Annotated in this window: 19 protein-coding genes and 4 tRNA genes; 6 read left to right on the top strand and 17 right to left on the bottom strand. The window is 38.3% G+C overall.

Features of this window, described 5'->3' with window-relative positions:
* The 14 genes from VSA01S_RS05755 to VSA01S_RS05690 all read right to left on the bottom strand — a co-directional run.
* A partial coding sequence (locus tag VSA01S_RS05755; RefSeq protein WP_147052676.1) for an RHS repeat-associated core domain-containing protein occupies positions 1 to 396 on the bottom strand: 396 nt, incomplete at its 3' end.
* On the bottom strand, positions 397 to 4,254 hold the full coding sequence (locus tag VSA01S_RS05750; protein WP_039983513.1) for an RHS repeat domain-containing protein: 3,858 nt from the start codon (positions 4,252 to 4,254) through the stop codon (positions 397 to 399).
* Positions 4,255 to 4,337: 83 nt separating this feature from the next.
* On the bottom strand, positions 4,338 to 5,504 hold the full coding sequence (locus VSA01S_RS05745) for a hypothetical protein (protein WP_039983514.1): 1,167 nt from the start codon (positions 5,502 to 5,504) through the stop codon (positions 4,338 to 4,340).
* 721 nt (positions 5,505 to 6,225) lie between these two features.
* Positions 6,226 to 7,695 (bottom strand): tryptophanase, encoded by a 1,470-nt coding sequence (tnaA, locus tag VSA01S_RS05740; protein WP_039983095.1) that lies wholly within the window; start codon positions 7,693 to 7,695, stop codon positions 6,226 to 6,228.
* A gap of 204 nt (positions 7,696 to 7,899) precedes the next feature.
* Entirely contained in the window at positions 7,900 to 9,516 is a 1,617-nt protein-coding gene (locus VSA01S_RS05735) for a methyl-accepting chemotaxis protein (RefSeq protein WP_039983094.1), read from the bottom strand.
* 246 nt (positions 9,517 to 9,762) lie between these two features.
* On the bottom strand, positions 9,763 to 10,251 hold the full coding sequence (locus tag VSA01S_RS05730; protein WP_039983097.1) for a LabA-like NYN domain-containing protein: 489 nt from the start codon (positions 10,249 to 10,251) through the stop codon (positions 9,763 to 9,765).
* Positions 10,252 to 10,336: 85 nt separating this feature from the next.
* A complete protein-coding gene (locus tag VSA01S_RS05725; RefSeq protein ID WP_039983093.1) occupies positions 10,337 to 10,855 on the bottom strand; it encodes a sterol desaturase family protein in 519 nt (172 codons plus the stop codon).
* Positions 10,856 to 11,225: 370 nt separating this feature from the next.
* Positions 11,226 to 11,299: transfer RNA gene (locus VSA01S_RS05720), tRNA-Cys, on the bottom strand.
* Between the two features lie 43 nt (positions 11,300 to 11,342).
* Positions 11,343 to 11,429: transfer RNA gene (locus VSA01S_RS05715), tRNA-Leu, on the bottom strand.
* Between the two features lie 140 nt (positions 11,430 to 11,569).
* Positions 11,570 to 11,643: transfer RNA gene (locus tag VSA01S_RS05710), tRNA-Cys, on the bottom strand.
* A 69-nt stretch (positions 11,644 to 11,712) separates the two neighbouring features.
* Positions 11,713 to 11,799: transfer RNA gene (locus VSA01S_RS05705), tRNA-Leu, on the bottom strand.
* A 213-nt stretch (positions 11,800 to 12,012) separates the two neighbouring features.
* Positions 12,013 to 13,734 (bottom strand): D-lactate dehydrogenase, encoded by a 1,722-nt coding sequence (dld, locus tag VSA01S_RS05700; protein WP_039982312.1) that lies wholly within the window; start codon positions 13,732 to 13,734, stop codon positions 12,013 to 12,015.
* Between the two features lie 134 nt (positions 13,735 to 13,868).
* Positions 13,869 to 15,314: an ATPase RavA stimulator ViaA gene (gene viaA / locus VSA01S_RS05695; protein ID WP_039982314.1), complete on the bottom strand. Its 1,446-nt coding sequence runs from the start codon at positions 15,312 to 15,314 to the stop codon at positions 13,869 to 13,871.
* 9 nt (positions 15,315 to 15,323) lie between these two features.
* The gene (locus tag VSA01S_RS05690; protein ID WP_039982316.1) at positions 15,324 to 16,985 is read right to left on the bottom strand and encodes an ATPase RavA domain-containing protein; all 1,662 of its coding nucleotides are present in this window, start codon (positions 16,983 to 16,985) and stop codon (positions 15,324 to 15,326) included.
* Positions 16,986 to 17,386: 401 nt separating this feature from the next.
* On the opposite strand from VSA01S_RS05690, the gene VSA01S_RS05685 reads away from it, so the two are divergent.
* The 3 genes from VSA01S_RS05685 (at position 17,387) to VSA01S_RS05675 (ending at position 20,160) form a co-directional block, all read left to right on the top strand.
* Positions 17,387 to 17,902 (top strand): NUDIX hydrolase, encoded by a 516-nt coding sequence (locus VSA01S_RS05685; protein WP_039982318.1) that lies wholly within the window; start codon positions 17,387 to 17,389, stop codon positions 17,900 to 17,902.
* A gap of 34 nt (positions 17,903 to 17,936) precedes the next feature.
* Complete coding sequence (ltaE, locus tag VSA01S_RS05680; protein ID WP_039982320.1) at positions 17,937 to 18,944, top strand: low-specificity L-threonine aldolase; 1,008 nt, start codon at positions 17,937 to 17,939, stop codon at positions 18,942 to 18,944.
* Between the two features lie 220 nt (positions 18,945 to 19,164).
* Complete coding sequence (locus VSA01S_RS05675) at positions 19,165 to 20,160, top strand: succinylglutamate desuccinylase/aspartoacylase family protein (RefSeq protein ID WP_039982322.1); 996 nt, start codon at positions 19,165 to 19,167, stop codon at positions 20,158 to 20,160.
* A gap of 164 nt (positions 20,161 to 20,324) precedes the next feature.
* On the opposite strand, the gene VSA01S_RS05670 is transcribed toward VSA01S_RS05675, so the two are convergent.
* Entirely contained in the window at positions 20,325 to 21,500 is a 1,176-nt protein-coding gene (locus VSA01S_RS05670; RefSeq protein WP_039982324.1) for a DmpA family aminopeptidase, read from the bottom strand.
* Positions 21,501 to 22,120: 620 nt separating this feature from the next.
* On the opposite strand from VSA01S_RS05670, the gene VSA01S_RS05665 reads away from it, so the two are divergent.
* Both VSA01S_RS05665 and VSA01S_RS20460 read left to right on the top strand, forming a co-directional pair.
* Complete coding sequence (locus VSA01S_RS05665) at positions 22,121 to 22,438, top strand: CcdB family protein (protein ID WP_039982326.1); 318 nt, start codon at positions 22,121 to 22,123, stop codon at positions 22,436 to 22,438.
* A 659-nt stretch (positions 22,439 to 23,097) separates the two neighbouring features.
* Entirely contained in the window at positions 23,098 to 24,042 is a 945-nt protein-coding gene (locus tag VSA01S_RS20460) for a hypothetical protein (protein WP_039982328.1), read from the top strand.
* Between the two features lie 240 nt (positions 24,043 to 24,282).
* Here the strand turns inward: VSA01S_RS20460 and VSA01S_RS05655 are convergent, their stop codons facing one another.
* Positions 24,283 to 24,708, bottom strand: a complete 426-nt coding sequence (locus VSA01S_RS05655) for a GNAT family N-acetyltransferase (protein ID WP_039982330.1) — start codon at positions 24,706 to 24,708, stop codon at positions 24,283 to 24,285.
* Between the two features lie 11 nt (positions 24,709 to 24,719).
* Entirely contained in the window at positions 24,720 to 25,145 is a 426-nt protein-coding gene (locus VSA01S_RS05650; protein WP_039982331.1) for a bifunctional diaminohydroxyphosphoribosylaminopyrimidine deaminase/5-amino-6-(5-phosphoribosylamino)uracil reductase RibD, read from the bottom strand.
* Between the two features lie 544 nt (positions 25,146 to 25,689).
* Between VSA01S_RS05650 and VSA01S_RS05645 the strand changes: the two genes are divergently transcribed.
* Complete coding sequence (locus VSA01S_RS05645) at positions 25,690 to 25,926, top strand: ST-I family heat-stable enterotoxin (RefSeq protein ID WP_039982334.1); 237 nt, start codon at positions 25,690 to 25,692, stop codon at positions 25,924 to 25,926.
* Positions 25,927 to 26,000: the final 74 nt, after the last annotated feature.

Below are 26,000 nucleotides of genomic sequence, written 5' to 3'. Positions count from 1 at the left end.
GGCACCTATGATGGCTCCGATAAGTAAACTGAGTAATGCAAAATGTCCACTTGGATCACGTCTATTTACAGGATCACCAAGACAGTAAGCGTAACCATGCGTGCCACCACGCCCAAATGGACTCATCGAATCGTAAGTATGAAAACGCATTAAGCGAGGATTATATTGTCGATAACCTTGCCCAAGGTGATAGCACCCTGTTACTGGATCTTGTCTCTCACCATTGAAACCCAGTGGATTATTCTTTAATGATGCGCTAGATGAAGCATGCAAACTACGAGCTAAACCTTGCCCTGGTAACATTGAGACAGAAGCAGCCCCAGTAACCGCGGAACTTTTTAGAAAACGCCTTCTTGAGTGATTAAAACCTACTGCCTTATGGTGATTTTTTATCATTTATCCTTCTCCGTATGGTGTATATTTACGTGAAGTCACCTCTCGGCTTTCACCGTCACAACTTGTGTGAGTTTGCAAAACACTCTCTTGACTATTCCCAAAAATAAATTGATGGAGCTTGTCTTTCGATGAAGTAACCGTACGAGTTGATAAACCAGGGCCTACGTAGTTAAAGCTGCTGTGAGCACCATTAATAAACTCATTACTTAACTCACCATTAAGATAAAATAGAGACACCACCCCTTCTTCTACATTTTGTGAAATTAACCGACTTCCTGCATCATAGCGATAACTTGATAAGATGTTGCCATTTTCTGATACAGAAGACATTTGGTTCAATTCGTTATAGGAGAAAGTTCTTCCAAGCTCATCATTTAATAGATTACCTGCATCATCATAGCTAAAACTAACCGATGCAGGATAATCGCTATGAGTATTTGTCAATCGATCTAACTTTTGTGGACTGGATGGTGAATATGTAAACGTTGAAGTATTTTCTCGATTATCATTAAACAAAAGAGTTGTGGACTTTATATTGCCGTAGACATCATGAATAAAACTTTGACTGCGAATGATATTTCCGTATGAATCCGTCGGTGAATTTGGACCGACAGCTTGGTATTTCTTTAAACGTCCCAGATCATCATAGTCAAATGTTTCAACTGTTTTGGTTCCATTTTGTTCAAAAGTGCGTTCACGTAGCATCAGACGAGTATTGAAGTGCTGTCCTATGACATAAACAAGTTCATTATTGAAAAAAGCCTTTCTTTCTTTTTCTAACCCTACAGAATTAAACTGTAAGCAAATTTTTGCTATCTCATTATTTCTTTTAGTCTCGTATGAATAAGCTCGACTGAACGTATCATAGAGTATTGTTGTCACCGTAAGAACACTCGATACTATTTCAGTGATAGTGCACAGTCGAGATTGGTCATCATAATCATAGATGGTAGTATTTCCAAAATAATCAACTTTCTTTAGCAGTTTTCCAAGCATAGAGTAACGGAAAGTTGCTGTTCTTTGTTGCCCATCAATATTTGTTGTTTCATGGGTCACTCTCCCATAACTGTCACGGTTGACATTACGAATACCTGATGCATTTTGATTTGATAATGGCAAACCTGTTTGTTCATCATAAGTATAAAGGCTGCTTAAAGCGGAGTTTCCTTCAACTTTAACCGTCTGAGGAGCATTGATATAATGATTATTTTCAAAACTCACTATATCATTATTTGCCGATGTGTAATTATCCGGCATTCGGCTTGAGCCAGTATAACGGTAATATGTATTTCCTGAATTTGTGCTAGAGGTACTTTGCAAACGAAGTAAGCCGTCAAACTCTTGTTCACCTTGAAGGTGGTCATCAACATAAATACGGCTTGGAATACTTTCTACAGAAAAGTCATGAAATTCCACATTTTCCTTGATAACCTTGCCATCAATATATCGTCTCGTTTCAAAAAGTCTATCTAAGGAGTCATATTGATACTCAATAACATTACCATCGGTATCAGTAACTGTGGTTAAATTCCCATAACCATCGTAGGTGTAATCAGTTTTTGATAACACAATATCATTCATGTCTTGCGTTTCTTTGTAGATGCTTTGACCTGATAAATCAAAATGTGTTATTTCTGTAATTAAATTTTGATGATTTTTATCTCTATGGCAGTAAATAGTCTGTAATTTGACGGGGTCTTGAGTAACAAATTCTTGCCTACCATCTTGATGAATAATTTTTGATATTTCACCATTTACATCATATTGATATATAGTTGTAAGTGACTTAGTCACCTCTTCACCTTCATCATCCTGATAATAATCAAACTCCGTTTGAGATGAAGCCATTCCAAAGTTGTTATATTGAGTAGATCTTATTTTTTTGAATAATGGTTGTACTTGCTTAGTACCATTGAAAGAAATAGTCTGCCATTCAGCGATCACTTTTCCTGCATTATTAAAATCTGTCCTGAATATATTACCTTTAGCATCGGTAACTAATGTACGGTTCTCATTTTTGCCAACGAAATATTGATATGACTGTGTTGCCTCATAGTTCGTTCCGACAGCGGTACGAGACGATTTTTTTCTACCAAGAGAGTCGTATTCAAAAAAACTTATAATATTATCACTATCAATATGCTCAACTGTTTTACCAAAAAGGTAGTCTACTTTTTCAGACTCCGACACAGTGAAGTCATCATGAGTGATCACTGAAGCTATCTTTTTTAAACCATCAGCTTCATACTCATAAGCGTAATTTGTGGTGAATGTATGATCATTAAATGTTTCATATTTAGCTTTTAATCGTCCATATTTCTCTGGACAGCCATCGTCTGTATAATACTGAAATTCAGTAGACTCATTAGGATCACTCTGAGTAGATATAAGAAGGAAATAGCGACTTTCGTCCCCTCCGAGGCATTGAAGCTTATCATAAGTAAAAGAGCTGGTTCTGGCACTGTATTTTCCTGAACTCTTAGTCGGTATGAACGACTGACTTTTAAGCATTGCAACCATACCATATGGATGTGCAGGACAAGAGTTGCTCTCTCCGGAAGCTAAATAATAAGAATTTACAACGCTTGAGCCATCTACTTCAGTCTCTAATAATAAATTAGCGTAATCATCGTAGTCATAATTTTTTGTATAAGCTTTGCTCTGACCATTAAAATGATGTGTTGTCGTTTGAGATTTCAACAGACTATAAGTAGCTGGTTGATCCTCAATTCGCTTATCTAAGTCAGCAAAATATACAAAGTCATCTTGGCGATAGAGAACGTCATTATCGGTATAAATGGCTTTGTTAAGTAAGTGGTACTTATTATATTCTCGAGTCACTACTTTAGAGCCATTAATTGTCTCTGTTGTGGTATAATAATAACTACTTTCAGCCTTGAATAAAGTATCTTCACCTTCTACCCACTTTAACTCTCCGCCATAGCCAAGATAATTCTTAGCAGAATAGTCATACTCTGTCACTTGCGGCTTAGAATCACTCCCACCATCAACAGTATAAACTTTAACATATGGAATACTGTTAATAGGAGCTCCTTGTGGTAATTGGTGCCCTGATTTGAAATAAGTTAACTCTTCAAAAAGTCCACTTGAATGTTCAACACTATTAATAACATCATAAGCACATTCCTCTATCCAGTCATAGCTAATTTCTGTAACACTATCTATCTCAGGGAAATTTATCCACCTTAAACGCTTTTTATATGCACCATTCCCCTCTTTTTCTAAAGTTATTTGGTACTCAAGCTTTTCGTCTAAATAATGTGATACTGTTGTTACCCAGTCGTCTGTCCACCAATCTATCTCAACTCTTCGGCCACAGTTGTCGTAAATTTTCCACAATCTTTTATAATCATAACTTGTTTCACCATATTCGTAATCATAAAAAACTTCTAGTCCACTAGGTGAAATTGAACGAGCTAGACAGCCATCTTCAGCACGGATTAAGTCTTGACGACCATCTTTATAGACAACTTGTATTTCATCAGTTTGTGAAATCCAAAATACTCGAATATCTTTTAACTTACGATATGGAATCGTTGCTTCATCGCTGCCATCAGACCATTCCAACTGAAACGATTGTCCTGTTGATAGCGCTAATACATCTTTATCTTTATCATATTGACTCATAGGAAGAGTCCAACCACGGCCAAACCCTTCATCCCTATTACTGGAGGGATTATGTGATAATGAAAGCGTAATTCCTAAACCTGAGCCTTTATAAGATAAAAAGTCACCTAAATGAATACTCATCGAGTAAATTCCAGTTCTTGGATCGACGCCTGTTTGTATTGGGTCAGAGAAGTTTGTAGCATTTGATGTTATAGTAGAGTCGCTCATTGAATTACCTTTTAAAGTTCAACTAGAAATGGGAATAACCTGAAAGCCAGTTATTCCCAATTTTTTAGGATTTATTTACAGAATTACTTTCTTAGCTGAACATCAAAGTTATTATCATAGCTAATAGTAACTTCACTTTCTGTTCCATAAATATCAGTAAACGTAAATATAGTTTTCTCTTTATTATGAATAGAAGGCACGCCTATAAGTTTATGTTCAAAGAACTCGCCTGTTTCGTTATCAACACAATTATAATAATCCCAATTTAAACCGGCCATCGTACATGTCCGACCGAAGTCTATAAATGCACCTTTCGCCAATTGTACATTTAAGAAAGTTCCTAAATAGTTTTCTGAAGATACTTTAGGAACACTGTCTTTTGCTAGTACACCTGTAATGCCATCTACACGCTTTGCATATTGATAATCATACCTATGATCAGACATCCACCATGTACCAGCATAACTTAAATCTTTATCATTCCATTTATAATGCGTCATGATAGAGCGTCCATCATCTAGACCAAGTTTTGACTCATCCCAGTTAATATCCCAGCTTGCATAATCATCTGGTTCAATTTTAACAATATCAGGAGTGTTATTCTGTTTAAATAACTGATTATATGACACCTTCGTAATACCCGTGTCATCATGTTCATCAACTTGAGTAAAATAGAAATTTTCTTCTGTTAAGTAACGAGGTGTTACAGCTTGTAGATGTACCGTTGAGTCGGCCCAAGTTCTATTACAAGAACTAAATCTATAATCGTAATCTTCTATATCATATTTGCCATCATCACCAGCTTTAAAAACTATGAAACTGCCCTCTACACAAACTTCCAATGTATCTTCGTGATTTTTTTGAGCACCAATATAATAGGAAGTCCAATTGTTAGGCTGATTACTTTTTGGTCCTTTTTTAAAAGCTTTAATCTGGGAAATACTATGGGAAAAACCATTATCATCTCCCGTTGAGAACCATCCGTAATCATAAATAGATTTATTTGTGTTCTCTAAATAAAATTTAGCAGATGAAAGAAAGGCTGTGTAACCTGGTTTATTCTCAAAACCAATGCTTACTTCTGTCGTCATTCTTCCATTAGCAAAAAATTGCCCTGAAGAAATACGGTGAAGTTGCAAACCTTTAAAATATGGGTCGCCACCAGGAGGACCTGAAGCAAATGCCGTACTTGAAGCCAAAAGTGATAGGGCAATAGCAGGCAAAATAACAAAGCGTTGTTTATTAACCATAATCGTTATCCTAATTAAAATTAAACCAGATTCCTAACTAATACCTTACATTCGTAAAATAAGGTAAATCATTAGACCGTGAAATTTAAAATCATAATGAATGTTCTTTAAATTAAAACACATCATCACAACTATAAATGAACGATATAATTTAATAACCAAATAGGAATATTTAAAAGTAAAAATAAATAAAATCCAGATAAACTCTCAATGAAACACTAATTGCTAATTTAAGTTTAATTTATTCAAAATAAACTAATTTAGAATACCCAAACCTTCTAAATAACAATCAAATTAGGCAAAAATACTATAAAACCTAGCCTTTTAACTAAAAAATCTATTATAATAAAAAATACACTCAAAAATACTGATAAAATAAGTCCAATTCAGCACATGAAATAAATTCAAATTCACAGGACTATTTCAATAAAACTTTAAGTCTAACCATGATAATAAGGCATTGTTTTTTTAAAAATCAAGTCATCATTTAATAAATTATTTAGTTTTAATAAAAAACAGTAAGCTTTTTGAAAATAAATACAAGAATATTGATATTATTTTTATAATAACATGTCTATTTTTGTCCTTTAATAAAAAGACTTCCAACTAAGTGATTAAAAATCCGATAATAGGTAACCATTATCGGATTTAGTGTTTAAAGGTAAGATTTTACTTTATTAATATTAACTAGCCTCAATTTCGACAACTTATGAAGCCCTATTTAAATCAATACGACTTCTGAGGTAATCACCTGGCTTGACAAGTCGTAAGGGGCTTCGACTTCTTTCAAACGTGCAGTGAAATGTCTTAGCAGTGGTGGTTCATAAGTGAAAGTCAACCCTTTGATCCTGTGAGCATTTAGCTTCACTTTTTCAAAGGCCTCAATCACATAATCCATATGAGTTTGGGTATAAGTTGCTCTTGGCAATGTCAGACGCAGAAACTCAGCAGGACAAGTCAATTGTAGGCCTGTCTTTGGGTCTCGGCCAAGTAGCAGAGAACCGATTTCTGGAGCCCTTATGCCTGCCACTTTATATAACTCACACGCTAGAGCATGAGCAGGGAATTGTTCTGGTGGTATATGCGGCAGTAATTTACCTGCATCAACAAAAGCTGCATGGCCGCCAGCTTGCTGACAAATAATACCCAAATCCTCAAGTCCTTCCACCAAATACGCTACCTGAGAAATACGATAAGCTAACCATTCTTGACGCATACCATCATAAAGACCAACGGCTAACCTCTCCATTGCTCCTCCTTCTAATCCACCATAAGTAGGAAAACCTTCTTGTACCACACATAAGGTCTGGCATTCATGGAATACTTCTTTATACGTGTCATCTTTAAAACAGAGCAATCCCCCCATTGGCACCATCGCATCCTTTTTTGCTGACATTGCCAAAATGTCGGCATATCGAAAGCATTCCTGAGTAATGTCTTTAATGCTCCAATGTTTAAATCCTGGCTCTCGCAGCTGAATAAAATAAGCATTTTCAGCAAACCTTGCAGAATCCATGATCACTGGAATGTCATATTTCTTCGCGATCTTATAAACTGCTTTAAGATTGGCGATAGAGACTGGTTGACCTCCTGCCGAATTATTAGTGATCGTACTAACAATATATGGGACATTGTTTGCACCAGCCTCTCGAATCACTTGTTCAAGTTTATCTAGATCAAAATTACCTTTAAAGTCTTCATTAATAGAAGTATCAAAGGCTCGTTCTGAATAAACATTGGTTGCTACACAGCAGTTAAGTTGCGTGTGACCTTGTGTAGTATCAAAGAAGTAGTTTGAAATCGCGACCATTTTGCTACGATCCAAACCTTTTTCTTTTTCTCTCATGGCTATCAGTACTGGAATATAAATTTGCTCAGCACCACGGCCTTGATGTGTCGGTATGGTGAACTCATAACCAAATATATCCAGGACAGCATCCGCTAAAGTACGATAACTTCGACTACCGCTGTATGCCTCATCTCCTCGTAACATGGCAGCTTGCATTTCTTGCGTGACTGCTCCTGTCCCACTATCGGTAAGAAGGTCGATAAAAACATCATCACTCGACAATAAAAATGGATTCATGCCTGCTTTTATGATTGCTTCTTCTCGATAGGTTTGGGTTGTTCTTTTCACCGGTTCTATAACACGAATGCGGAAAGGTTCTGGTAAATGTTTAAAGTTTTCCATCTAAACTACCTTCAGTATGGTTTTTTGAGTTTAAGGCCATTGAAATATGCATTCACATATTAAACGTGAGTTGGTCTTCAACATCAGCATAAATAGAAAAATTATTCATTTTCAATGGTATACTCAAGCGTAGTGCATATTTTAGAAAGAGAGAAAAATTGTTTTTTCCGGATATAACAAATAGTTCACTTTAGTGACCAATACTCAAACTTTGAAATATTTTAACTGGTCATGCAGTATTTCAGAGGTAGCGGCTAAATGCTGACTTTCTTCGGCTAGTCTTTGCGAAGTTTGTTTAACTTCATTTGCGGCAAGATGAATGGTTGAAACATTTTGGCTCATTTCATGGGCGACAAGGCCCTGTTGCTCAGAAGCTGCTGCTATTTGCGCCACCATATCATTAGAGTGAAGCAATTCTGAAACCATACTCTCTAATTGAGATTTTGTTGAACGGGATATCTCAACACTGACTTCAACTTTAAGGTTACTCCTCTCCATTGCTTTCACTGTTCGTTCAGTTTGCTCTATCAACGAGTCTATAGTTTTTTGAACCTCATCGGTGGATTTTTGTGTTCGGCTTGCAAGGTTACGTACTTCATCAGCAACGACAGCAAAGCCTCGCCCCTGCTCTCCTGCTCGAGCAGCCTCAATAGCAGCATTCAAAGCTAAAAGATTAGTTTGCTCGGAGACATCTCGAATCACACTAACGACCGCCCTAATTTCATTCACACCAGCTTGTAATTCAGACACCATCTGATCAGCAGTGGCAATGTCTTGAGAAACTTCAGCAATGGTTCGTGCAGTCTCATGCATATCTTGACCACTTTTTTCAGCATGTGATGTTACTAAAGAAGTACTGTGTGACGTATTTTCAGCGTTACTGGCCACATCAGAAATCGTTGTACTCATCTCTGTCATTGATGTAGACAGTTGTTCAAGCTGTGCATGTTGATTATGAACGCTACTTGCTGATTCTTCACTGGCTTGTGCAATATTTTGTGCCATGACCGAAGATTGTAATGCAGAATCATGGGCGGCTTGAAGGGTTGATTGTAACTTATTTAACATACGATCGAGCTCACGGCTGACCTCGCCCAATTCATCCTTACGCTCAGTATGTTGACGAACGGTAAGATCCCCATTCGCAACTTTACCAGTAAAAATACATAATTGGTTTAAAAAACCAACAATATTATTGGAAATAAAGTATCCCAAAATCGCCAATGCAAAAATCAAACTGAAAGCAACAACTGATTCTTTGATAATATCAGTAATTAAAGCTTCTTCGATATCTGCAACAAAAAGCCCAGAGCCTACAATCCATTGCCATTCAGGGAATAAATTAATGTAAGAAATTTTCTCTTTGAGCTCACCTTTTGGGCTTTTCCATTTGTAATCAAGAAAACCGGATTGTTTTGTATTGGCAATATTGGCCATTTGACGCCAATGTTGTTTTCCTGCACCATCTTGTATTTGGCTGGCATCCGTTCCTTCCAAGGCAGGTTTACGCGGATGAAGTAAGATCTTTAATTCAGGTGTCAGTACCCAGAAGTAGTTATTGATATCGTATCTAATTGAGCGAAGCGCTTCCAGAGCACTTTGCTTTGCATCACTTGTCCCTAACACAGCACGCTGCTGATAGTAGTAGTTGATTAAACTTGTTGCTACTTCTACTTGAGCTCTCAGTTTCGCTTCTCTTTCGCTAAGTGAATTTTTTCTTTGCTCATTAAGGTTATACAAACAAGCTGCGAGTAAAAGTGAAGCTGAGAAGATAACCAAGAGCAGTAATTTGTTTCTAACTGAAAAGTCACTAAGTTTCATCATTCGATTCTATGGGTTGTCATTAAGGTAAAACTTAAACCTATAGGAATCAAAAAAGTCAAAACTGATTCAAATCAATTTTCATGATATTTATTAACAAAAAGTAACGTATATCTAGAAGAACTCACACTATGTTGCAAAAGTTAAAGGTTTTCATCTGAGTCATACAGATTTGATTACAAAAAAGACAACTATACTAGTGCTAACATTAAAATTTTTGATGGAAAACTTTAACCGCCATAATCACTATAATAAAAAGTCCTCATTTATGGCAACAAAGGTGTCTGCACAATCTACTAGAGCTTGAGCGGTGAGTTTAGGTACACCGTAAACCGTGACTTTTTTCTTAAAACGATTCTGAATTCGTTCAACAAGGAGACAAAAATCACCATCTCCAGAGACCAGAATAATTTCATCGACATCCGCAGCTAATTCGATTGCATCAAGAGCAATTCCGACGTCCCAATCTCCTTTGGAACTTCCATCACCCCTTTGTATATAAGGTTTCAGAATAACCTCAAATCCTATCCCACGTAGGATATGATGAAACTGTCGTTGCTTTACATCTTTACTTGAAATCGCATAGGCACGAGCCGCTGAAACATTAACCGTTTGTGTTGCTAGGTACCAAAACTGATTGTAATCAAAATGACGCTTATATGCCTCACGGCAAGTATAATAGACATTTTGGACATCGACTAAGATAGCCACATTATGCTGATGATCTGAATTCATGCTTTTTTTCGAGTAATAAACGTTGCCCATACCCTATGCCACTTTTATTTAAAGTACAATCAATTCATGTATATCAATAAAAGTTTTATGATATTTTCATTGATTTCAATCTTTGATTACGTCGTTTTTCCTTTACTGATTTTTCATCTGTTCTAAATAAGTAGTCCCAAAAAGTAATGAAGAATGAAAAGTTGCATCGAACGTTAGAGTGATGTTTTAAATGAAATGAGCCAATAGACATGAAACGAGTGATCTTACCGGTAATTTTAGGGTTATGATCCAGTACATTACGGCTAAGAAATAATTCGTAAAAGTAGTGAAATACAAGCAAAATCACCCCTGGAATGGGATCAAATATGGTCAAAATCATCAATGGTAAAGTAAAGGCAAGATACACATCCATTGATGAACGAAGATCACCAAACCAAAAGAAGTACTCATTCCATGGTGGCCAGATACTCTCATCATACTTATAAGCATGATGCTTGAGATGGATGTATTGCAGGAGATTATATTTCGAGCGTACATGAGCAAGCAAATGATAAAAATATGAATATAATGTCCATAATAAAAAATACCCAATGACTTTAAATAAGATTTCCATAAATCGTCCTTCATTCCATGACTTGACGTTTTTGATTAATAACCTGCTGTGTCTGTTACTTTCTAGTACATCCGACAACAGAGCTTATATACCTAAGTAACCTCAAGACACTTGATTCAGAGCGTGGTTACTTGGGTATAACTATGAATCTGACATAAAAGTAAATAATTACAATAAGTTAAACTAAATCCACTGGAAATATAGATGCTTATCCTAAATAGTCAAATAGATTATTTAGGATAAGTAAATAAGCGTTGAATAGCCGTTAGAACAAGATGTTAAGACAATAACATTGGATTGGGTACTTAATTCAAATTTACACTTAAAATAACAAAAAGCCCTAACCTAATCGGTTTGGGCTTTAATAAAATGGAGGCGCCTCCCGGAGTCGAACCGAGGTCCACGGATTTGCAATCCGCTGCATAGCCACTCTGCCAAGGCGCCTTTGATTTTTACATCAAAATCAGAACATTTGAAATGAATTAGATGGTGCCCCGGGCCGGACTTGAACCGGCACAACGCGTACGTCGAGGGATTTTAAATCCCTTGTGTCTACCAATTCCACCACCAGGGCACGCAATTCTTGTTGCGATGCACATTATTGAAAATGTAGAACACCATCATAATACCGATTAATCGATATTGTAAAATCTTGAGCTTTAATATTACTAATATATTAAATCTTATTCCTCTAGCTCTGAATTTAGGAATAAATGGAGGCGCCTCCCGGAGTCGAACCGAGGTCCACGGATTTGCAATCCGCTGCATAGCCACTCTGCCAAGGCGCCTTAATCTGTTTTTATAGAGTACAACTCTGGATTCATCACTTTACCTTAGCCGGGTAAAAACGAGTAAGATGGTGCCCCGGGCCGGACTTGAACCGGCACAGCGCGAACGCCGAGGGATTTTAAATCCCTTGTGTCTACCAATTCCACCACCAGGGCAACGCAATCATGCGATGGTAACACCACCTCTCATCGGCCTTTGCCGTGAGAACGAAGCTTACTTTAACGGATTAATTTTTCTGGTCAACAACAAATTTTATCTTTTTCATTCATGCGGTTAAAAACCAGCCTTTACGATCACATTCCAGTCAGTCCGAATAAATAATATTCAGACTATATAGGCATAAAAGTTCCATCTCCTAATCCGATTCATCAATGCCCTTCTGCACAACACAGGCAATGACGTCGATAACGATCCATTTTACCGATACCAGGGTTAAAAGTATTGGTTGGATCAAGTTGATAATAAAATTCTCTTAACTTGGTTTCTGCTTCGTATAAATGACCCACATTATGCTCAGCTGGGTATTTTGCTCCTCGGCGAGTCAAATGCTCTAGCATTAGCATTTTCATCCGATGCGTGTCCGTACCCTTTGCAAAAATGTAATCTTGGTGAAAGACGTGACACATGAAATGTCCGTAGTAAAGCGACTTCACTAGATGCTTACGGACTTCTTCTGGCAGAGTTTCCACCCAATTCTCATCATTACGTCTCAGAGCAATATCAAGCGCAATGATATCTTCGACTTCATTTCCATGGATGGTTTCGTATTTAATTGCAGCACCTGCTGCTGCAAAACGATGAAGAAAGGCCTTTGTCCCCTCTTCTGGCGTGCATTGAAAAAAGCCACAATCGGGATCATCCAGCCAGCAACGCTTCAGATACTCTGTTGCTTCAGCGATACCAGTATCACTCATTTTTAAGATAAGGTGGTGTTCATATCTGTCCCGATAGTCCAGCATACGCTGTGGTAAATGCGATGGGAACAAGAAGCTGGCGTAATACATGGCTTTATCGGGCCAATTTTTATTAGCTAAAGGAATGCGATCGAGGACGTTTTCTACGCGAGCTTTTAACGAAAACAGTTTTGGCAGATTATCTGTACCCAAAATATTGATAGAAAGAAAAGTATCTTTGCCGTATTTTTCAGCTAAATTAAAAATATCACGGTGCAGGTATTCTGCCATTTCGGGGAGCTGAGTAAACTCAGAAAGCATGACTTGCCTGAGTTTACTCAGCTTAGCAGGATCATTTGTGCCGAGGTAAAAGACTTGCTCTGTATTTGGTAACGGATAACTGTCCACTCGAACCGCAAATACGCCCAACTTTCCAGCACAACCACTAGCTTCAAATAGACGTCGCTCATCGGCATTAAAACGTGCAGGGGTATCGGCATTAACCTCTCTGACTCGTTGTTGATATTCCTTATCTGATGCCATCCTCTGATCGAAAATGACATTTTGTGGGGAGAAATTTCCTTCATCTAGGTTTTTCAAAATCTCCTCTGGCGTTGAACCCAATCCTTCGATACCAAGATGGTTAACCAAATGAAGTTTGCCCTCTTTGTCTACCTGAGCATAAATCGCGAGTTCAGTATAAGCAGGGCCACGTTTGACTAAAGCACCACCAGAGTTATTTGCAATGCCGCCAACCACGGTGGCACCCAACGAAGACGAACCAATCACAGAATGTGGTGCCCGACTCACTTCTTTGAGTACCTTTTCCAATCGATGTAATCGCGCACCCGGCATACATATAACTTGCTTACCGCCATCGATCAAATGAATACGGTCGATATGGGTAATATTGATGATAATAACATCACGATCATAGTCATCACCACTTGGGGCAGAGCCTTCGGTCAAGCCCGTTTTAGCTGCTTGCATAATAATAACGCATTGGTTTTCCACACACAGCTCGATCACTTTCCATTGCTCAACAAGCGTTTGTGGGAATACCACAGCTAAAGCGCAGCCACTTCCAGAACGAAAACCACTTCGATAGTATTTCGTGCTTGTCTCTTCGCTAAGAACGTGGGCACGACCAACGATGGCTCGAAACTCATCTATAAGTAACTTTTGCTTACGATTCATGCCATTCATCTTCCTTATTTAATCAAACTGAGAAATACCCAGCTCGCTCCAAAGCATTTACGTAACGGTCTTGGGGATACGATAACAGAGTAAGCTAAGAACAAATGTGGTCTGAATCGACTTAATTTGTCGACTTATTTTAAATTGAAAAGACGCCCAGCAAGGCTAGGATGGTAAGACCAAGTATGATCAAACATCGACATCAACTCAGGATTACCGTATTTGGATAAACTGATCGCATGAAAACGGTTTTTTTTGGCTTTGAGTGCTGAGATTTGAGCCAATAAATCATCCTGCTGTTTTGGTGCAATAAAGTCAGAGATCACAACCATATCCGCATTCTTGTATTTGTCGTGACTCATTAAATCGATCGATTTCATTAAAGTCGGCTCAAGGTCTGTTCCACCATGAAAACTGTATGAAAGAAAATCTGCCGCTTCTCGTAGGCCATCTTGGCGGGTCAGTTCGTAGGTAATGTGCTCGGTGGAAAAGATAATAACGTAACAGTCTCGTTGCTCAGCTAAAGCAATCTGCATTAATGCATACGCCATAGCTTTCGCACATTGTTCAGGAAAGCCACTCATCGACCCCGAAGCATCAACACAAACAATAAAAGGCCCTTTTTCAATGTCGACAGCCTTATTGTCAGGACAATACGCCTTAACTTTACGCAGCTTACGAGACTTTCCCTGAGTCCGGTAGTTCATTAGTCTTTTATCAACTAAATGCTTATAAAAAACCACTTCGAGTTCTGGATAAGCAAGAAACATGGTCTCATTAGGCAGTAATTTGTTGAGATCGTCGCTTTCGTGAATCCCGACAATGTCATCGGTCGCTTCATCACTTTTTTCCTCAACCATCTTGAGCTCCTCGTTAGGTGCTCGATTGAGTGACGGATCATCCACTTGCCCCGCCATTCGACCTAATTGGTCGGCAATGTCTTTTAAACCTTGATGTTTGTTGAGAAATTCAGCATGACGCTTCATCACAGTTAGGTCAGTTTTACTCAGTTTTGCCGAAGCCATATCCCATAAGCGCCCCACACTTTCCTCATCACCGGATTCTGTTACTTTATCCATATTACGCATGGTTTCCATACGCTGATAAAGATCGTGCAATACTTTTTCTTTATTTTCTTCGAGTTCAGAGATTTGAGCCTGTTTAATGGCATCGACTAAGCTTTGATACCATTGATCACAAAAGTAATGCGGAAACATCGGGTTATGAACCCCTTTGTTTTTTTCTAACATCCTGCGAGCCTGCATGTAAAAAGCAGAATGCCATTCCAACTTTCTAATCACATCATCAATCTGTTCGAAAAAAGTCTCTTCGTCCCAGTAAATAACCTTTTGATACAAGGCTAACTCTTGCTGAAAGCGCTCTGTTTCACATACTTTAGTAATGCGTTTCTTAACTTGACCGCGCCATTTTAAAAGGTGATTCTTAACCGATGTTTTCATTCCTCGGTTCTCGGCCACGACCATGACTTGTGAGCGGGCTAACAAATCATTGACTGCTCCATCAATGATCCCGGAGTCTGCTATCATCAAGGCTAAATTCAGACCATCTGCTCCTAACATCCCCTCTCCTTAAGAAAAAAACTGCGGTAAGTTTTTAAAGCGTTGAATGATTTTTTCATTCTCCCCTTGAATGGAGTCTAGCTGTTGAGTAACTTGCTGCAAACTTGACTCCATCAATCGCGGCAGTTCAGGATCAACAAAGCTGTGTGGCAAAGCTCCGTGAAAATTGGCCTTTACTTTGCGGATGTGGTGCTCTGCATCATTGAGTTGGCGGATAACATCTTCACACGTTGTTAGCCACTGTTGGTGCAAACCCGTGTCGAATCCTTGCTTGGTCACCAAACTGACCAAAATAGCGCGATTAGCAATGTCTCGAATAACAAAATTGTTGTCCGCGTCAACATCAAAACGCAAACGACATAAACTGGTGTTTTGGTTTACATAACCGTAGACGTCACCCTGACCTTCTTTAATGATTCGTTCCAGTTCATCTTTCGCTACGTACACCCAACGGCTATCACCTTTTTCAGACTCTGACACCGACATGTTGCTCTGTAACATCACCAGCTTAACTAAATTTTTAGCCGAGCCAACTTGGTACTTTTTAGCGGAAGAAGTATCAAAGCTCATTGTTTCTTTGCGCAAAATGCCGGTTGCTACTTCCATATTCAAGGTCATTTGGTAATGAGCTTCTAGGGCATGTTGGATTTCGGACAGTGCTTCTCGGCATTCTTCAATCTCTCGTGAGGCATCCTGCTGGTCAAAAGCGTGATTTAAAGCAAATTCTTCAATAACACTACGTACAACATCACGAGACTCGGGGCTATTCCATAAGCAGTCTTGTAATAGCAAGATATCTAACGGGTTGATTTCGTCACGACCATTAAAGAATGCGCTTGCTTTGAGCAACTTAAGTGCTTTCTTCCAGCGTCGGTCAGAAACGTACATATCATTTAAAATGGGGTCACCAAACTCGGCTTCCACTTTATTTTCGAGCATTTCTTTAAGTAAGAATAATTTCTCAAACACCCCATCAGGCAATGTAAGGGCTTCTAGCTGTTGTTGCCAAGCATGATATTCTTCATCCGTGACCACCAGACCTTGTGGAATTTTTACCTCTTGGGGTGTCCCAACCGTTAACATAGATTTAAAGTTCTGTTTATCCTGTATTCGATTGACAAAAACTCGCACCAGCATACGGTCATAAAGTGCGTCTAAACCGCTGTCTTCATCGGGCAATTCATTCGAAGCTGAAATCAGCAGTCGCATGGGTACTCGTTCGATATCACTGCCATTTTTAAAGGTTTTTTCGTTGACGACCGTGAGTAACGTATTGAGTATTGCGGGCCCTGCTTTCCAGATCTCATCTAAAAAGACGACTTGAGCGGTAGGTAAATAGCCTTGTGTTAAACGAACATAACGACCATTGTCTTTCAGCTCCTGAATACTTAACGGACCGAACACTTCTTCCGGCGTGGAGAAACGTGTCATCAAATACTCGAAGTAGCTGCTGTTATCAAACGCTTGAATCAATCTTTTGGCAATTAAGCTTTTTGCAATACCCGGAGGACCAAGCAAGAACACACTTTCTCCTGCCAGAGCTGCAAGTAAACATAATTTAATCGTATGCTCACGTTCATAAACGCCATCGGTCAACGCGTTAGCAAGTTTATTGATGCGTTCAGAAAGTAGAGCTTTATCAGCATTTGAGGCAAGGTTGGGTTGAATCATGAAAGCTCCAGAAATGAGACGCACATTATATCTTTAAATTTATACATTTGTTACAACTTTGTTACAAGTATAATTTTTGTGATATTCTTTTATACCAGATGCCTTTCACAACAATGCCTGTAGAAACCATAGTTTTCATTTATAGTGAGACAAAACACTGAATGTATTAATGAAAGATTATATAGTTTGACACCTCAATAGATTCGCTATAGATCAAAATAACTTTGCTTTTTGAATTTCAACTTGCTAAAAATTTTTGAATCTATCAGAAATAAACCATTTAGGACAAAACAGTTCGAAGCATTCTGGATTTATATTATCTTGTACGCAAGCTCCAGTGATCCTATGATATTAAGTTTATTAGCGTATACACAAGTAACGAAACTAGGAAAGCCATCAGGATGAGCAGAACCATTCACACATGGAAACAAATTTCTTTAAAAGAAGAAGATATGGTACTCCCAAACGGTCGAAAGATAACCCATACCATGATCCAACATCCCGGTGCTGCTGTCATTTTACCTATCACTGAAGAGGGAAAAATTGTTTTAGTTAACCAATTCCGACCGTCTTTAAATAAATGGCTATTAGAATTGCCAGCTGGAACTCGAGAAATTGGGGAAGATCCGCTTAGCTGTGCACAAAGAGAACTTGAAGAAGAAACTGGGTACAGTGCGACAAGCTTTATTCCACTAGGCCAAGTCACTCCTTTAGCAGGCTTTTGTGATGAAATTCAATACTTATACGTGGCTAAGAATTTAACAAAAACGGCACGTTACCAATGTGATGAAGACGAAGTCATCGAAGTCATCACTTTATCTAAAACCGAACTTGAACAGTATATCATTGAAGATAAGCTTACAGATGCAAAAACTATCGCGTGTTTAAGTAAAGCAAGCCTTTGTGGCTGTATATAAATTTTTTACAGCACATTTCAAACTAGGAGAAATTATGGATTTTCGATCCGATACCGTAACTAAGCCCACTAAAGCAATGCGTGAGGCTATGTATAACGCAGCAGTAGGAGACGATGTCTATGGCGATGACCCAACCGTAAATGAACTGGAAGCATTCGCGGCCGAATTAGCAGGGTTTGAAGCGGCTCTATTTACGACATCAGGTACACAAGCAAACTTGCTCGGATTGATGGCCCATTGTGATCGTGGTGATGAATACCTTTGCGGCCAACAGGCACACAACTATAAATACGAGGCTGGTGGTGCTGCGGTGTTAGGGTCAATCCAACCACAACCCATCGAAAATAACCCCGATGGTACTCTACCGTTTGATAAACTTGAAGCCGCAGTTAAACCTGATGATTCTCACTTTGCCAGAACTCGGCTCTTAAGCTTGGAAAATACCATTAATGGTAAAGTCTTGCCGCTTTCCTACTTGTCTGACGCACGAGATTTCGTTAATAAACATGGCTTGAAATTGCATTTAGATGGCGCACGCGTCTTTAATGCTGCTGCTGCTTTAGATGTACCCGTCAAGGAAATCGGCCAATACTTTGATTCTATGACAATTTGTCTTTCTAAAGGCTTGTGTGCGCCTATCGGCTCTTTACTTCTTGGTGACAAAGCGTTTATTGCTAAGGCACGTCGATTACGAAAAATGGTCGGTGGTGGCATGCGCCAAGCCGGTATTTTAGCAGCAGCAGGTAAACTCGCATTAACCGATCAAACAGAGCAGTTAAAAGTTGACCACACTAATGCTCAGTTTCTTGCCGAGGGGTTGGCAAAACTTCCGGGCTTCACTGCAAACCCTAACCATGTTCAGACCAATATTGTCTTTGCAAAGCTTGATGCAAAAATCGACATTCACGCAATTGCTGAAAAGCTAAAACAAAAAGGCATCACCATTTCGCCCGCTAACCCAATTCGCTTCGTTACGCATAATGATATCACCGAAGAAGATGTCAATGTCTTAATTGAGGAATTGACGTCTCTTTTAGACTGATGTGTCGACCAAGAAGCTAGTTGTTTATACAGAAAAACTCATGCTTCCACTGCGTAGGATTTTCATCTAAACTTATGTTTAGTATGTATAAAATCAATTTTAAAACGATAAAATATTTTTACCTCTCAGCTCTATACTCAAGCGCTTCAACGTGCTTGAGTATGGGTAAAAACTTAACCCAAGAGATAGTTCAAATCTCTCATTTGGGAGTTGCTCGCCGATGCCAACCACGATTTTAAGTGATACTCTTCAAAGCCACCCAGTCCTTCAATATCTTGATGTCTCTGACTTACCTGCTGGCGAATATAAATTCTGGTTTCGTATTGCGACCAACGCTATTGGTCAATGGCAACATACACCAGTGTGGGTTTTTAAAGGAGCATCACCGGGTAAAAAAGTCATGATTACTGCAGGTGTCCATGGTGATGAATATAATGGCGTGTTAGCTGCGCAATCTATTGCAAGGCAGCTTATTGGCGAGCCGTTATCAGGCACCGTTACCGTGGTTCCAACAATCAATCTGACCGGCATGCTCAATCATAGTCGTGATTTTGTCTCACCCGATTCTGATTTAGTGCGAGCGAACCTAAATCGTTGTTTTCCTGGCAATGATAAAGGAAAAGAGGCACACCGCTATCTTAGCGTTTTATGGAAAAATCTCCTACAACCTAACGCGGACCTCGCGATTGATTTGCATACTCAGACTAGCGGCGCTGTTTATCCACTTTATGTCTTCGCTGATTTTCGTCGTCCCCTGTCTAAGGATATGGCTCGTTGGCTAAACCCTGATGTTATTTTGAACGATCCCGGTGAACAAGGGGTACTAGAAACCACTTGGCAAAGTCATGATGTCGATTGTATTACTGTGGAAATTGGCCAAGGGAGATACATATCAAACGACTTGATACATCGCACTACCGAAGGCGTTTTCAATATTCTTAAACACCAGAACATCGTTAAAGGCCAACCCAAACCAGTAAAACCTTGCCTTGAAGGCAATGAAATTATCAATATCAGCGCTAACCAAGGTGGATTCGTTATACCCCAAGTGACCATGCTGCAAGCAGTAGAAGGCAAGCAACTTTTGGCTATTCAATATGATGGTTTTGGAAGTGAAGTCGAACGTTACTTCTCGCCAGCCAATGCAACGGTATTAAGTTTTAATATTGAACCCATGCGTGCAGCTGGTTCATTGATTGTACGTTTAATAAGGTAACCAATAAAATCAATAGTCATAATGCCATTGTTCGGTTCATAGTCTACGTACATTATCCAGCCTTTCATTCCTAAAAATGGCATTCCAATAGATTGGTGGGGTAATTTAGAGGCAGCCAAAGGACTACCTCTAGAGAATTTAACACCGTTATCTAAATAGAATGTTTAATTTTTACTCGATTCCCTTGAGAGAACCAGTTCTTTCACTTCATCTATGGGTAGTTTAGGAATAGTAACTAATTCACCAGTTATAGTGCTTCTACTTGTTACTGAGGTGGCCATTAGAAGAGAGTTATATATTGCTTCTTCGGTAGCCTCAATAGTTGCTTGGAAAAGAGGTGACATTTCATTGTTTGGAACTTCGGAAAAATTTGACTCTATTTGGTTCCTTTTATCTCTTGTTCTTCTTACTTTTTCCGAAACTGAAAATGCAATAGCAAAATCCCCACTACCATTGCTCATAGATGATCCTGTACGGCCTAAACCAGTCATGGCTCTTTCACCAACTCTCTCTAAATTGCGGTCTGATAAAGGTGCATCTGTGGCGATCACAATCATACAAGAACCATCTGCATCATCGTTATTTATATGATTCCTCAAGTAGTATTTATTCAATTTTTTCCCAACTGGAATACCATCCATTTGGAGAACACCTCCGAAGTTCGTTTGGACTAATACACCAACGGTATACCCACCCAAAGATTTGGGTAAAACTCTTGAAGAAGTTCCAATCCCTCCTTTCCAACCAAAGGCGGAAGTCCCCATCCCAGCACCAATGCTTCCCTCAATTACAGCACCACCTCTAGCGTTACCCAAAGCTTTTTTAAACATTTCAACGGTTAAATGTTGACCTCTTATATCATTGAGTTTGCCGTCATTAGTTTCTCCAACGACGGGATTTACAGAAAGTACTTCTTCATTTCCTTTTTGTTCTAAAGTCCATTGTGTAAGTGCGTTTGCAGCATTACCAATACTCAAAGTATTTGTTAAAATAATAGGTGTTTCTATTTCTCCCAGTTCTGAAACTTGGTTATAGCCCATCATCTTGCCAAATCCATTACCGATAACCATTGCAGCTGGAACTTTTTCTCGGAAAATATTGCCGTTATGAGGAAAAATTGTCGTTGCTCCGGTTCGTATTGACTCCCCTTTATTGAGGGTAAAATGCCCAACACGAACACCTTTAACGTCAGTAATCGAGTTGTACTTACCGACTGGCATAATACCAGGTGCGATACCTAAATCTCGAGCTCTTAATTGCTCTTCATTTGCCAAAGCAATGTTAAGAGTATTCGTTATTATTAATAGTGTATAAATTATTCTTTTTTTTAAAATTAACATAGGCACCTCAATAATGATTTAAGTATCATTATAAACAAAACCAACCCAAAACCACACTTGAGCCATGGCGAATTTGATATAAGCAATCAAAAAATTTGAGGATAGTTTAGTGGCTTTAATCTAGTAGTTAAAAGATGAAATGTCGTTATAGCTAACACATGAAAAACTTAAAATAACAAAGGATACTTTGTTAGAAAAATAATAAATCTCACAAAATAAGAACTTTTAATTTCAAGTATATAATTAAAAAATCGGTAAGCACTACTGACTTTTTAAGATTTAGATTCAATAACTTAAGGACAGCTTATGTAATCAACCTAGCATATTCTAGTATACTAGGTTGGTTAAGGATGCCTACCAAACGACCAAGATACCCCTTTGAACGCTATTCTTGCAGGCCGCTCTTGTACTTTAACAATTGTTATATGTCTAAGTTTTAACTATACTCAGCGCACACCACAAATAGGTGCAAAGTTGCTTATAAGGGGCATATGACACCTAATCAATACATAAATGTTAATTCAAACAGCAAGGGTTATAAAAAGTAGTGAAGTTGTTGAAGCTTGTAATAGCTTAACGACTTAAATGGACTCTTTTTTTGATTCATACCGAGTATTCTAATGTCACAATTTACACTATATAAAAATAACGATAAGAACACTGCAAGAGCCTACCCGTTTTTTGTTGATGTTCAAAGTGAATTACTGGTTTCAATGAATACACGCTTGGTTATCCCCTTAACTCCTTTGGAGCTACTAGAGAGAAAAGCCCCAAGTCATCTTTGCCCCATGATTAATATTGATGGGAGTGACTTTGTGATTCTTACTCATCAAATGGTTAGTGTGCCAACTAAAATACTTACTACACCTGTCGAAGACCTAAATATGTTTAGGAATGAGATTATCGCCGCCATTGACTTTTTGATAACTGGCGTATAGTGCCTTTTATTTTTTTTATATTTTTCAGTATCAGTCTACAATTGATGAAAACCAAGACACTTGATGGCAGACTTCAAACTTTTCTGAGTTATAAATTCCACTAATTAATTGATTTTTTAATATAAAATTGCTTTTTCAAGACCGACTACTTTCTTTTCTCAAAGCATATTTTATGAGAGGTTTACTCTACTTCGCTCAACGACACTAAGAAACTTAAAAACACCTGAAACTTTCAAACGTCTAATAAATACATCCATAGATATTATTTGTTCCATAACACTCAAACCTTAACCTTTTTTAACACCTCTCACTCAGTTCTGAGGACGGCTAAAACAACTGTATCCAACCACTGACCTTTAAAAACGACACTCTGTAAATGAGCTTATTGGCTAATATTTAAACATTGGTAGAGCTGATGTGGCTTCATAACTCACTTTGAAGCAATTGAATTTTAGGTTACGTCGTGATAAATCAAAAAATGAGGATATGAGAGCGATTTAGCTTGCTGATTTAAGCCTCAGAAATATCTCCAGTTTTTGCAACAAACCATTCAATTAAAAGATAATTTATAACACCTTCATTGTCATATATGCAGGTTACCAGTATAAGTACCTTCCCTATAACCGCGCAATAATTGCGCAATAAATAAGTAATTTTCTATGAAATTTGACAATAAAAAACTTCTTTTGATGACTTTAATTGCATTATCATCGTCAGCTGTTCACGCAAGTGGTTGGGGAACGGCAAAACAAGAAGCCTGCATTAACTTGCTGACCCCCATAGATAAAGAAATAGCTGTTACCATTAATCAATATATTAATGACAGTGGTATTGTTGCCACTACTAATGAGAAAATAAACCTCAAAGATGGTGCACACGGTGAAATCTGCGGAAGAAAAAAAATTGTGCACGATATTTATGTTAATGGCCGTGTTGGTGTAAGTTGGAAAATAGAAGATAGCAATTCGACACTTCGAGAGTTTAGTACTGAAAGCTCTTTTAATGGACAAGGCGCTAACAATGATTGGGATATCGATGAAAAAGGTCAATGTGCGGCATATGGAGGTAAAGGCGTTTACTTAACAGGAAAAGGCGATAAAAGTTGTCGTTTTATAAAGGATGTACCAGATGAGTCGGTTATTAAAGCAACATATGCCGTCGATTTAGGAAGTTACCATCCAAGTAATGACCATGGCTATACTCATTATAATCCCGAACAAGTAGTAAATGGACAACAAAAATGGGCTGTGGGTTCTCTCGCTTTTTCAGAAATAACCCAAAAAGTGTATGAGTGCTTACAAGGAAATTTGTGTAATGAAAGTCCATCATATTACGAGCCAGGAGTTGGTCAGGTGTGGGAACAGGCATGGATAGAAACTTCAGTTAAGCCTGAATCTGATAAAGGTGGGAACTCTTTTTATGTGTACCCTGAAGGGTTAGGTGATTATAAGCCTGGTATAACGGTAGTACGAGGGCGTGATGGTGGCAGCTACCGCTGTTTACCCAACCCTAATGGTGGATGGTGTAACATTGATTCTGCACTTTACTATGAACCTGGGTTTGGTATTGCATGGCAAGATGCTTGGGAGCTGCTGCCAAATTAATCTTAATTTCCTCTGGTAATGCCATTGTTTATAACGAACAGTTGTTCATTATTCCTCAGGATAGAAGATTAACTCAGTATATAAGATACTTTGAACCAATCAGCTTGACATGATTCGTGGTATTTTTGAGATAGAAAATACCACGGGTAAAATATTCGGTGGGTAATCGTTTGGACAATAGCTTTTTAGTGACAATATTTCAAACGGCTTACACCGAATTAAAAAGGTACTTTAAACTTGTTAGGTATGAGAATTGAATTCCATGATATAATAATCGCCCAAGCTAACAGTACCCTTTTGAGCTCTAATAAAGCCCTTTGATTCATAGAAGCCTATTGCTCTTTCATTCTCTATTATACATTTTAAGGTCAAACTACGATATAAATACTTAGCCTTTTCTAACAACTGAGTACCTATACTTTTTCCCTGGTGTTTATTCGAGATATATAAATGGTGTATAAAGTTCTCTGGTTCCCAAATCGATATAAACCCTAATACCTCTCCACCAGCAACAGCCACTAAAACACGTTCACCTTCAGTATCGCGTCTAAAATCTGAAAGCTGATAATCATGAGTATCGATCCAAGTAAATGTAAAAATCCTTGTGTTCAAATACAACTCACTTACCGCGACCAAAAGATCATCACTGTATTCTTTGATTTCCATATAGCGTCACTTTACGATTTACCCAAATACTGTGCTAGAAAGCCACTCACTTGCTCAGAACAAAGGCCAATATCCACCTTAACACCACCCTGCTCTAATATCACAATACCTTTACCACTGTTACGTACATCTGGGTCAAGCATTGAAACGACGATATGTTTTATACCCGATTCCACTAGTGTGTTTGCACAAGCTGGAGTTCGACCGACAAAAGAGCAAGGCTCTAAAGTGACATAAGCAACAACATCGTCAAGAGATCCATCATAAGCATTTAATGCTTGTACCTCTGCATGATTTCCACCAATAGCCTGTGTATAGCCCTCGGAGACCACTGTATTGCCTTTTACTAACACACAACCGACAGGTGGGTTAGGAGTACAATCAGGTAACGCATTTTTTGAAATTTCCAATGCTCTCAACATATATTTTTCTGACATTATTTCGTATCTCTTGCCCTAGTATCTGACACCCTTTTGAGTAATCTATCATACAGCAGCACACTTCACCATTATTGTGATTTCAAGATTATTACTCATTGATGGAGGGTGTTAAATCTTTGCTCATCTTATAGAGCTATATTATGAACTTCACATTACAAACAAAAAAGATAGCCATAATTGTCTGAACAAGAAAAAGGTTATGATATTGAGTTAAATATCAAGAGATGGTTTAATTTGGGTTCACGATAGCGTCAAACATTAAAGCTTGTTGACATATCCTTTGATAGTTATTGGCTTCCGATGCTGCGAGTTAACTCAGATCATGACCATATATATAACGGTTTATATTCTGAAATGGGCCTACGTAAGAAACTTGTAAAACAATACTCGAATTGAATACGAACAACGCTACCACCAAATTTTACTCCCATAAACACTTAACTTAATACAGGACTAAAATGCAACAGCATGCATATGATCACGGTATCCAAAACTGCATTAGGGCAACATGGAACAACAACCCATAAAAGGAGCTGCACTGATGAAAACACTACTTTTAACTTTAATTTTATTACTTTCACCAACTGCTTTCTGTCAAACCGTTGAGGATAAAGCTTCACAGCTTCCTCAAGTCGAAATGAGTGAAAGTAAAGCTTCTATTGATAATATAAAAACCGGCGAAGACTGTTCTTTCTCTAAGCAAACTGATGAAGATGGAAATGTAATCGATTGTTGCGAAATTTGTTGTAATCCTGCTTGTCCTGGCTGTCTACAATAAGCTTGTGTCGAATCAAGAGCATAAATACAGTTGGAAATTTATTTTTTTATTTGTGCTCTTTTTATATGTGCAAT

Origin of the sequence: Vibrio sagamiensis NBRC 104589, from assembly GCF_007990935.1 — a bacterium.
Taxonomy (GTDB): Bacteria; Pseudomonadota; Gammaproteobacteria; order Enterobacterales; family Vibrionaceae; genus Vibrio; species Vibrio sagamiensis.
The sequence above is the reverse complement of the archived record's forward strand: the minus strand, read 5'-3'. Positions and strand labels throughout refer to the sequence as shown.

What these genes read in the sequence shown, in the direction of transcription:
- dld (WP_039982312.1), bottom strand. Translation starts at nt 13,734, where the DNA reads ATGAATCGTAAGCAAAAGTTACTTATAGATGAGTTTCGAGCCATCGTT.
- VSA01S_RS05735 (WP_039983094.1), bottom strand. Translation starts at nt 9,516, where the DNA reads ATGAAACTTAGTGACTTTTCAGTTAGAAACAAATTACTGCTCTTGGTT.
- VSA01S_RS05690 (WP_039982316.1), bottom strand. Translation starts at nt 16,985, where the DNA reads ATGATTCAACCCAACCTTGCCTCAAATGCTGATAAAGCTCTACTTTCT.
- VSA01S_RS05750 (WP_039983513.1), bottom strand. Translation starts at nt 4,254, where the DNA reads ATGAGCGACTCTACTATAACATCAAATGCTACAAACTTCTCTGACCCA.
- VSA01S_RS05725 (WP_039983093.1), bottom strand. Translation starts at nt 10,855, where the DNA reads ATGGAAATCTTATTTAAAGTCATTGGGTATTTTTTATTATGGACATTA.
- tnaA (WP_039983095.1), bottom strand. Translation starts at nt 7,695, where the DNA reads ATGGAAAACTTTAAACATTTACCAGAACCTTTCCGCATTCGTGTTATA.
- VSA01S_RS20460 (WP_039982328.1), top strand. Translation starts at nt 23,098, where the DNA reads ATGAAATTTGACAATAAAAAACTTCTTTTGATGACTTTAATTGCATTA.
- VSA01S_RS05665 (WP_039982326.1), top strand. Translation starts at nt 22,121, where the DNA reads ATGTCACAATTTACACTATATAAAAATAACGATAAGAACACTGCAAGA.
- VSA01S_RS05685 (WP_039982318.1), top strand. Translation starts at nt 17,387, where the DNA reads ATGAGCAGAACCATTCACACATGGAAACAAATTTCTTTAAAAGAAGAA.
- VSA01S_RS05645 (WP_039982334.1), top strand. Translation starts at nt 25,690, where the DNA reads ATGAAAACACTACTTTTAACTTTAATTTTATTACTTTCACCAACTGCT.
- ltaE (WP_039982320.1), top strand. Translation starts at nt 17,937, where the DNA reads ATGGATTTTCGATCCGATACCGTAACTAAGCCCACTAAAGCAATGCGT.
- viaA (WP_039982314.1), bottom strand. Translation starts at nt 15,314, where the DNA reads ATGTTAGGAGCAGATGGTCTGAATTTAGCCTTGATGATAGCAGACTCC.
- VSA01S_RS05745 (WP_039983514.1), bottom strand. Translation starts at nt 5,504, where the DNA reads ATGGTTAATAAACAACGCTTTGTTATTTTGCCTGCTATTGCCCTATCA.
- VSA01S_RS05670 (WP_039982324.1), bottom strand. Translation starts at nt 21,500, where the DNA reads ATGTTAATTTTAAAAAAAAGAATAATTTATACACTATTAATAATAACG.
- VSA01S_RS05650 (WP_039982331.1), bottom strand. Translation starts at nt 25,145, where the DNA reads ATGTCAGAAAAATATATGTTGAGAGCATTGGAAATTTCAAAAAATGCG.
- VSA01S_RS05655 (WP_039982330.1), bottom strand. Translation starts at nt 24,708, where the DNA reads ATGGAAATCAAAGAATACAGTGATGATCTTTTGGTCGCGGTAAGTGAG.
- VSA01S_RS05675 (WP_039982322.1), top strand. Translation starts at nt 19,165, where the DNA reads ATGCCAACCACGATTTTAAGTGATACTCTTCAAAGCCACCCAGTCCTT.
- VSA01S_RS05730 (WP_039983097.1), bottom strand. Translation starts at nt 10,251, where the DNA reads ATGAATTCAGATCATCAGCATAATGTGGCTATCTTAGTCGATGTCCAA.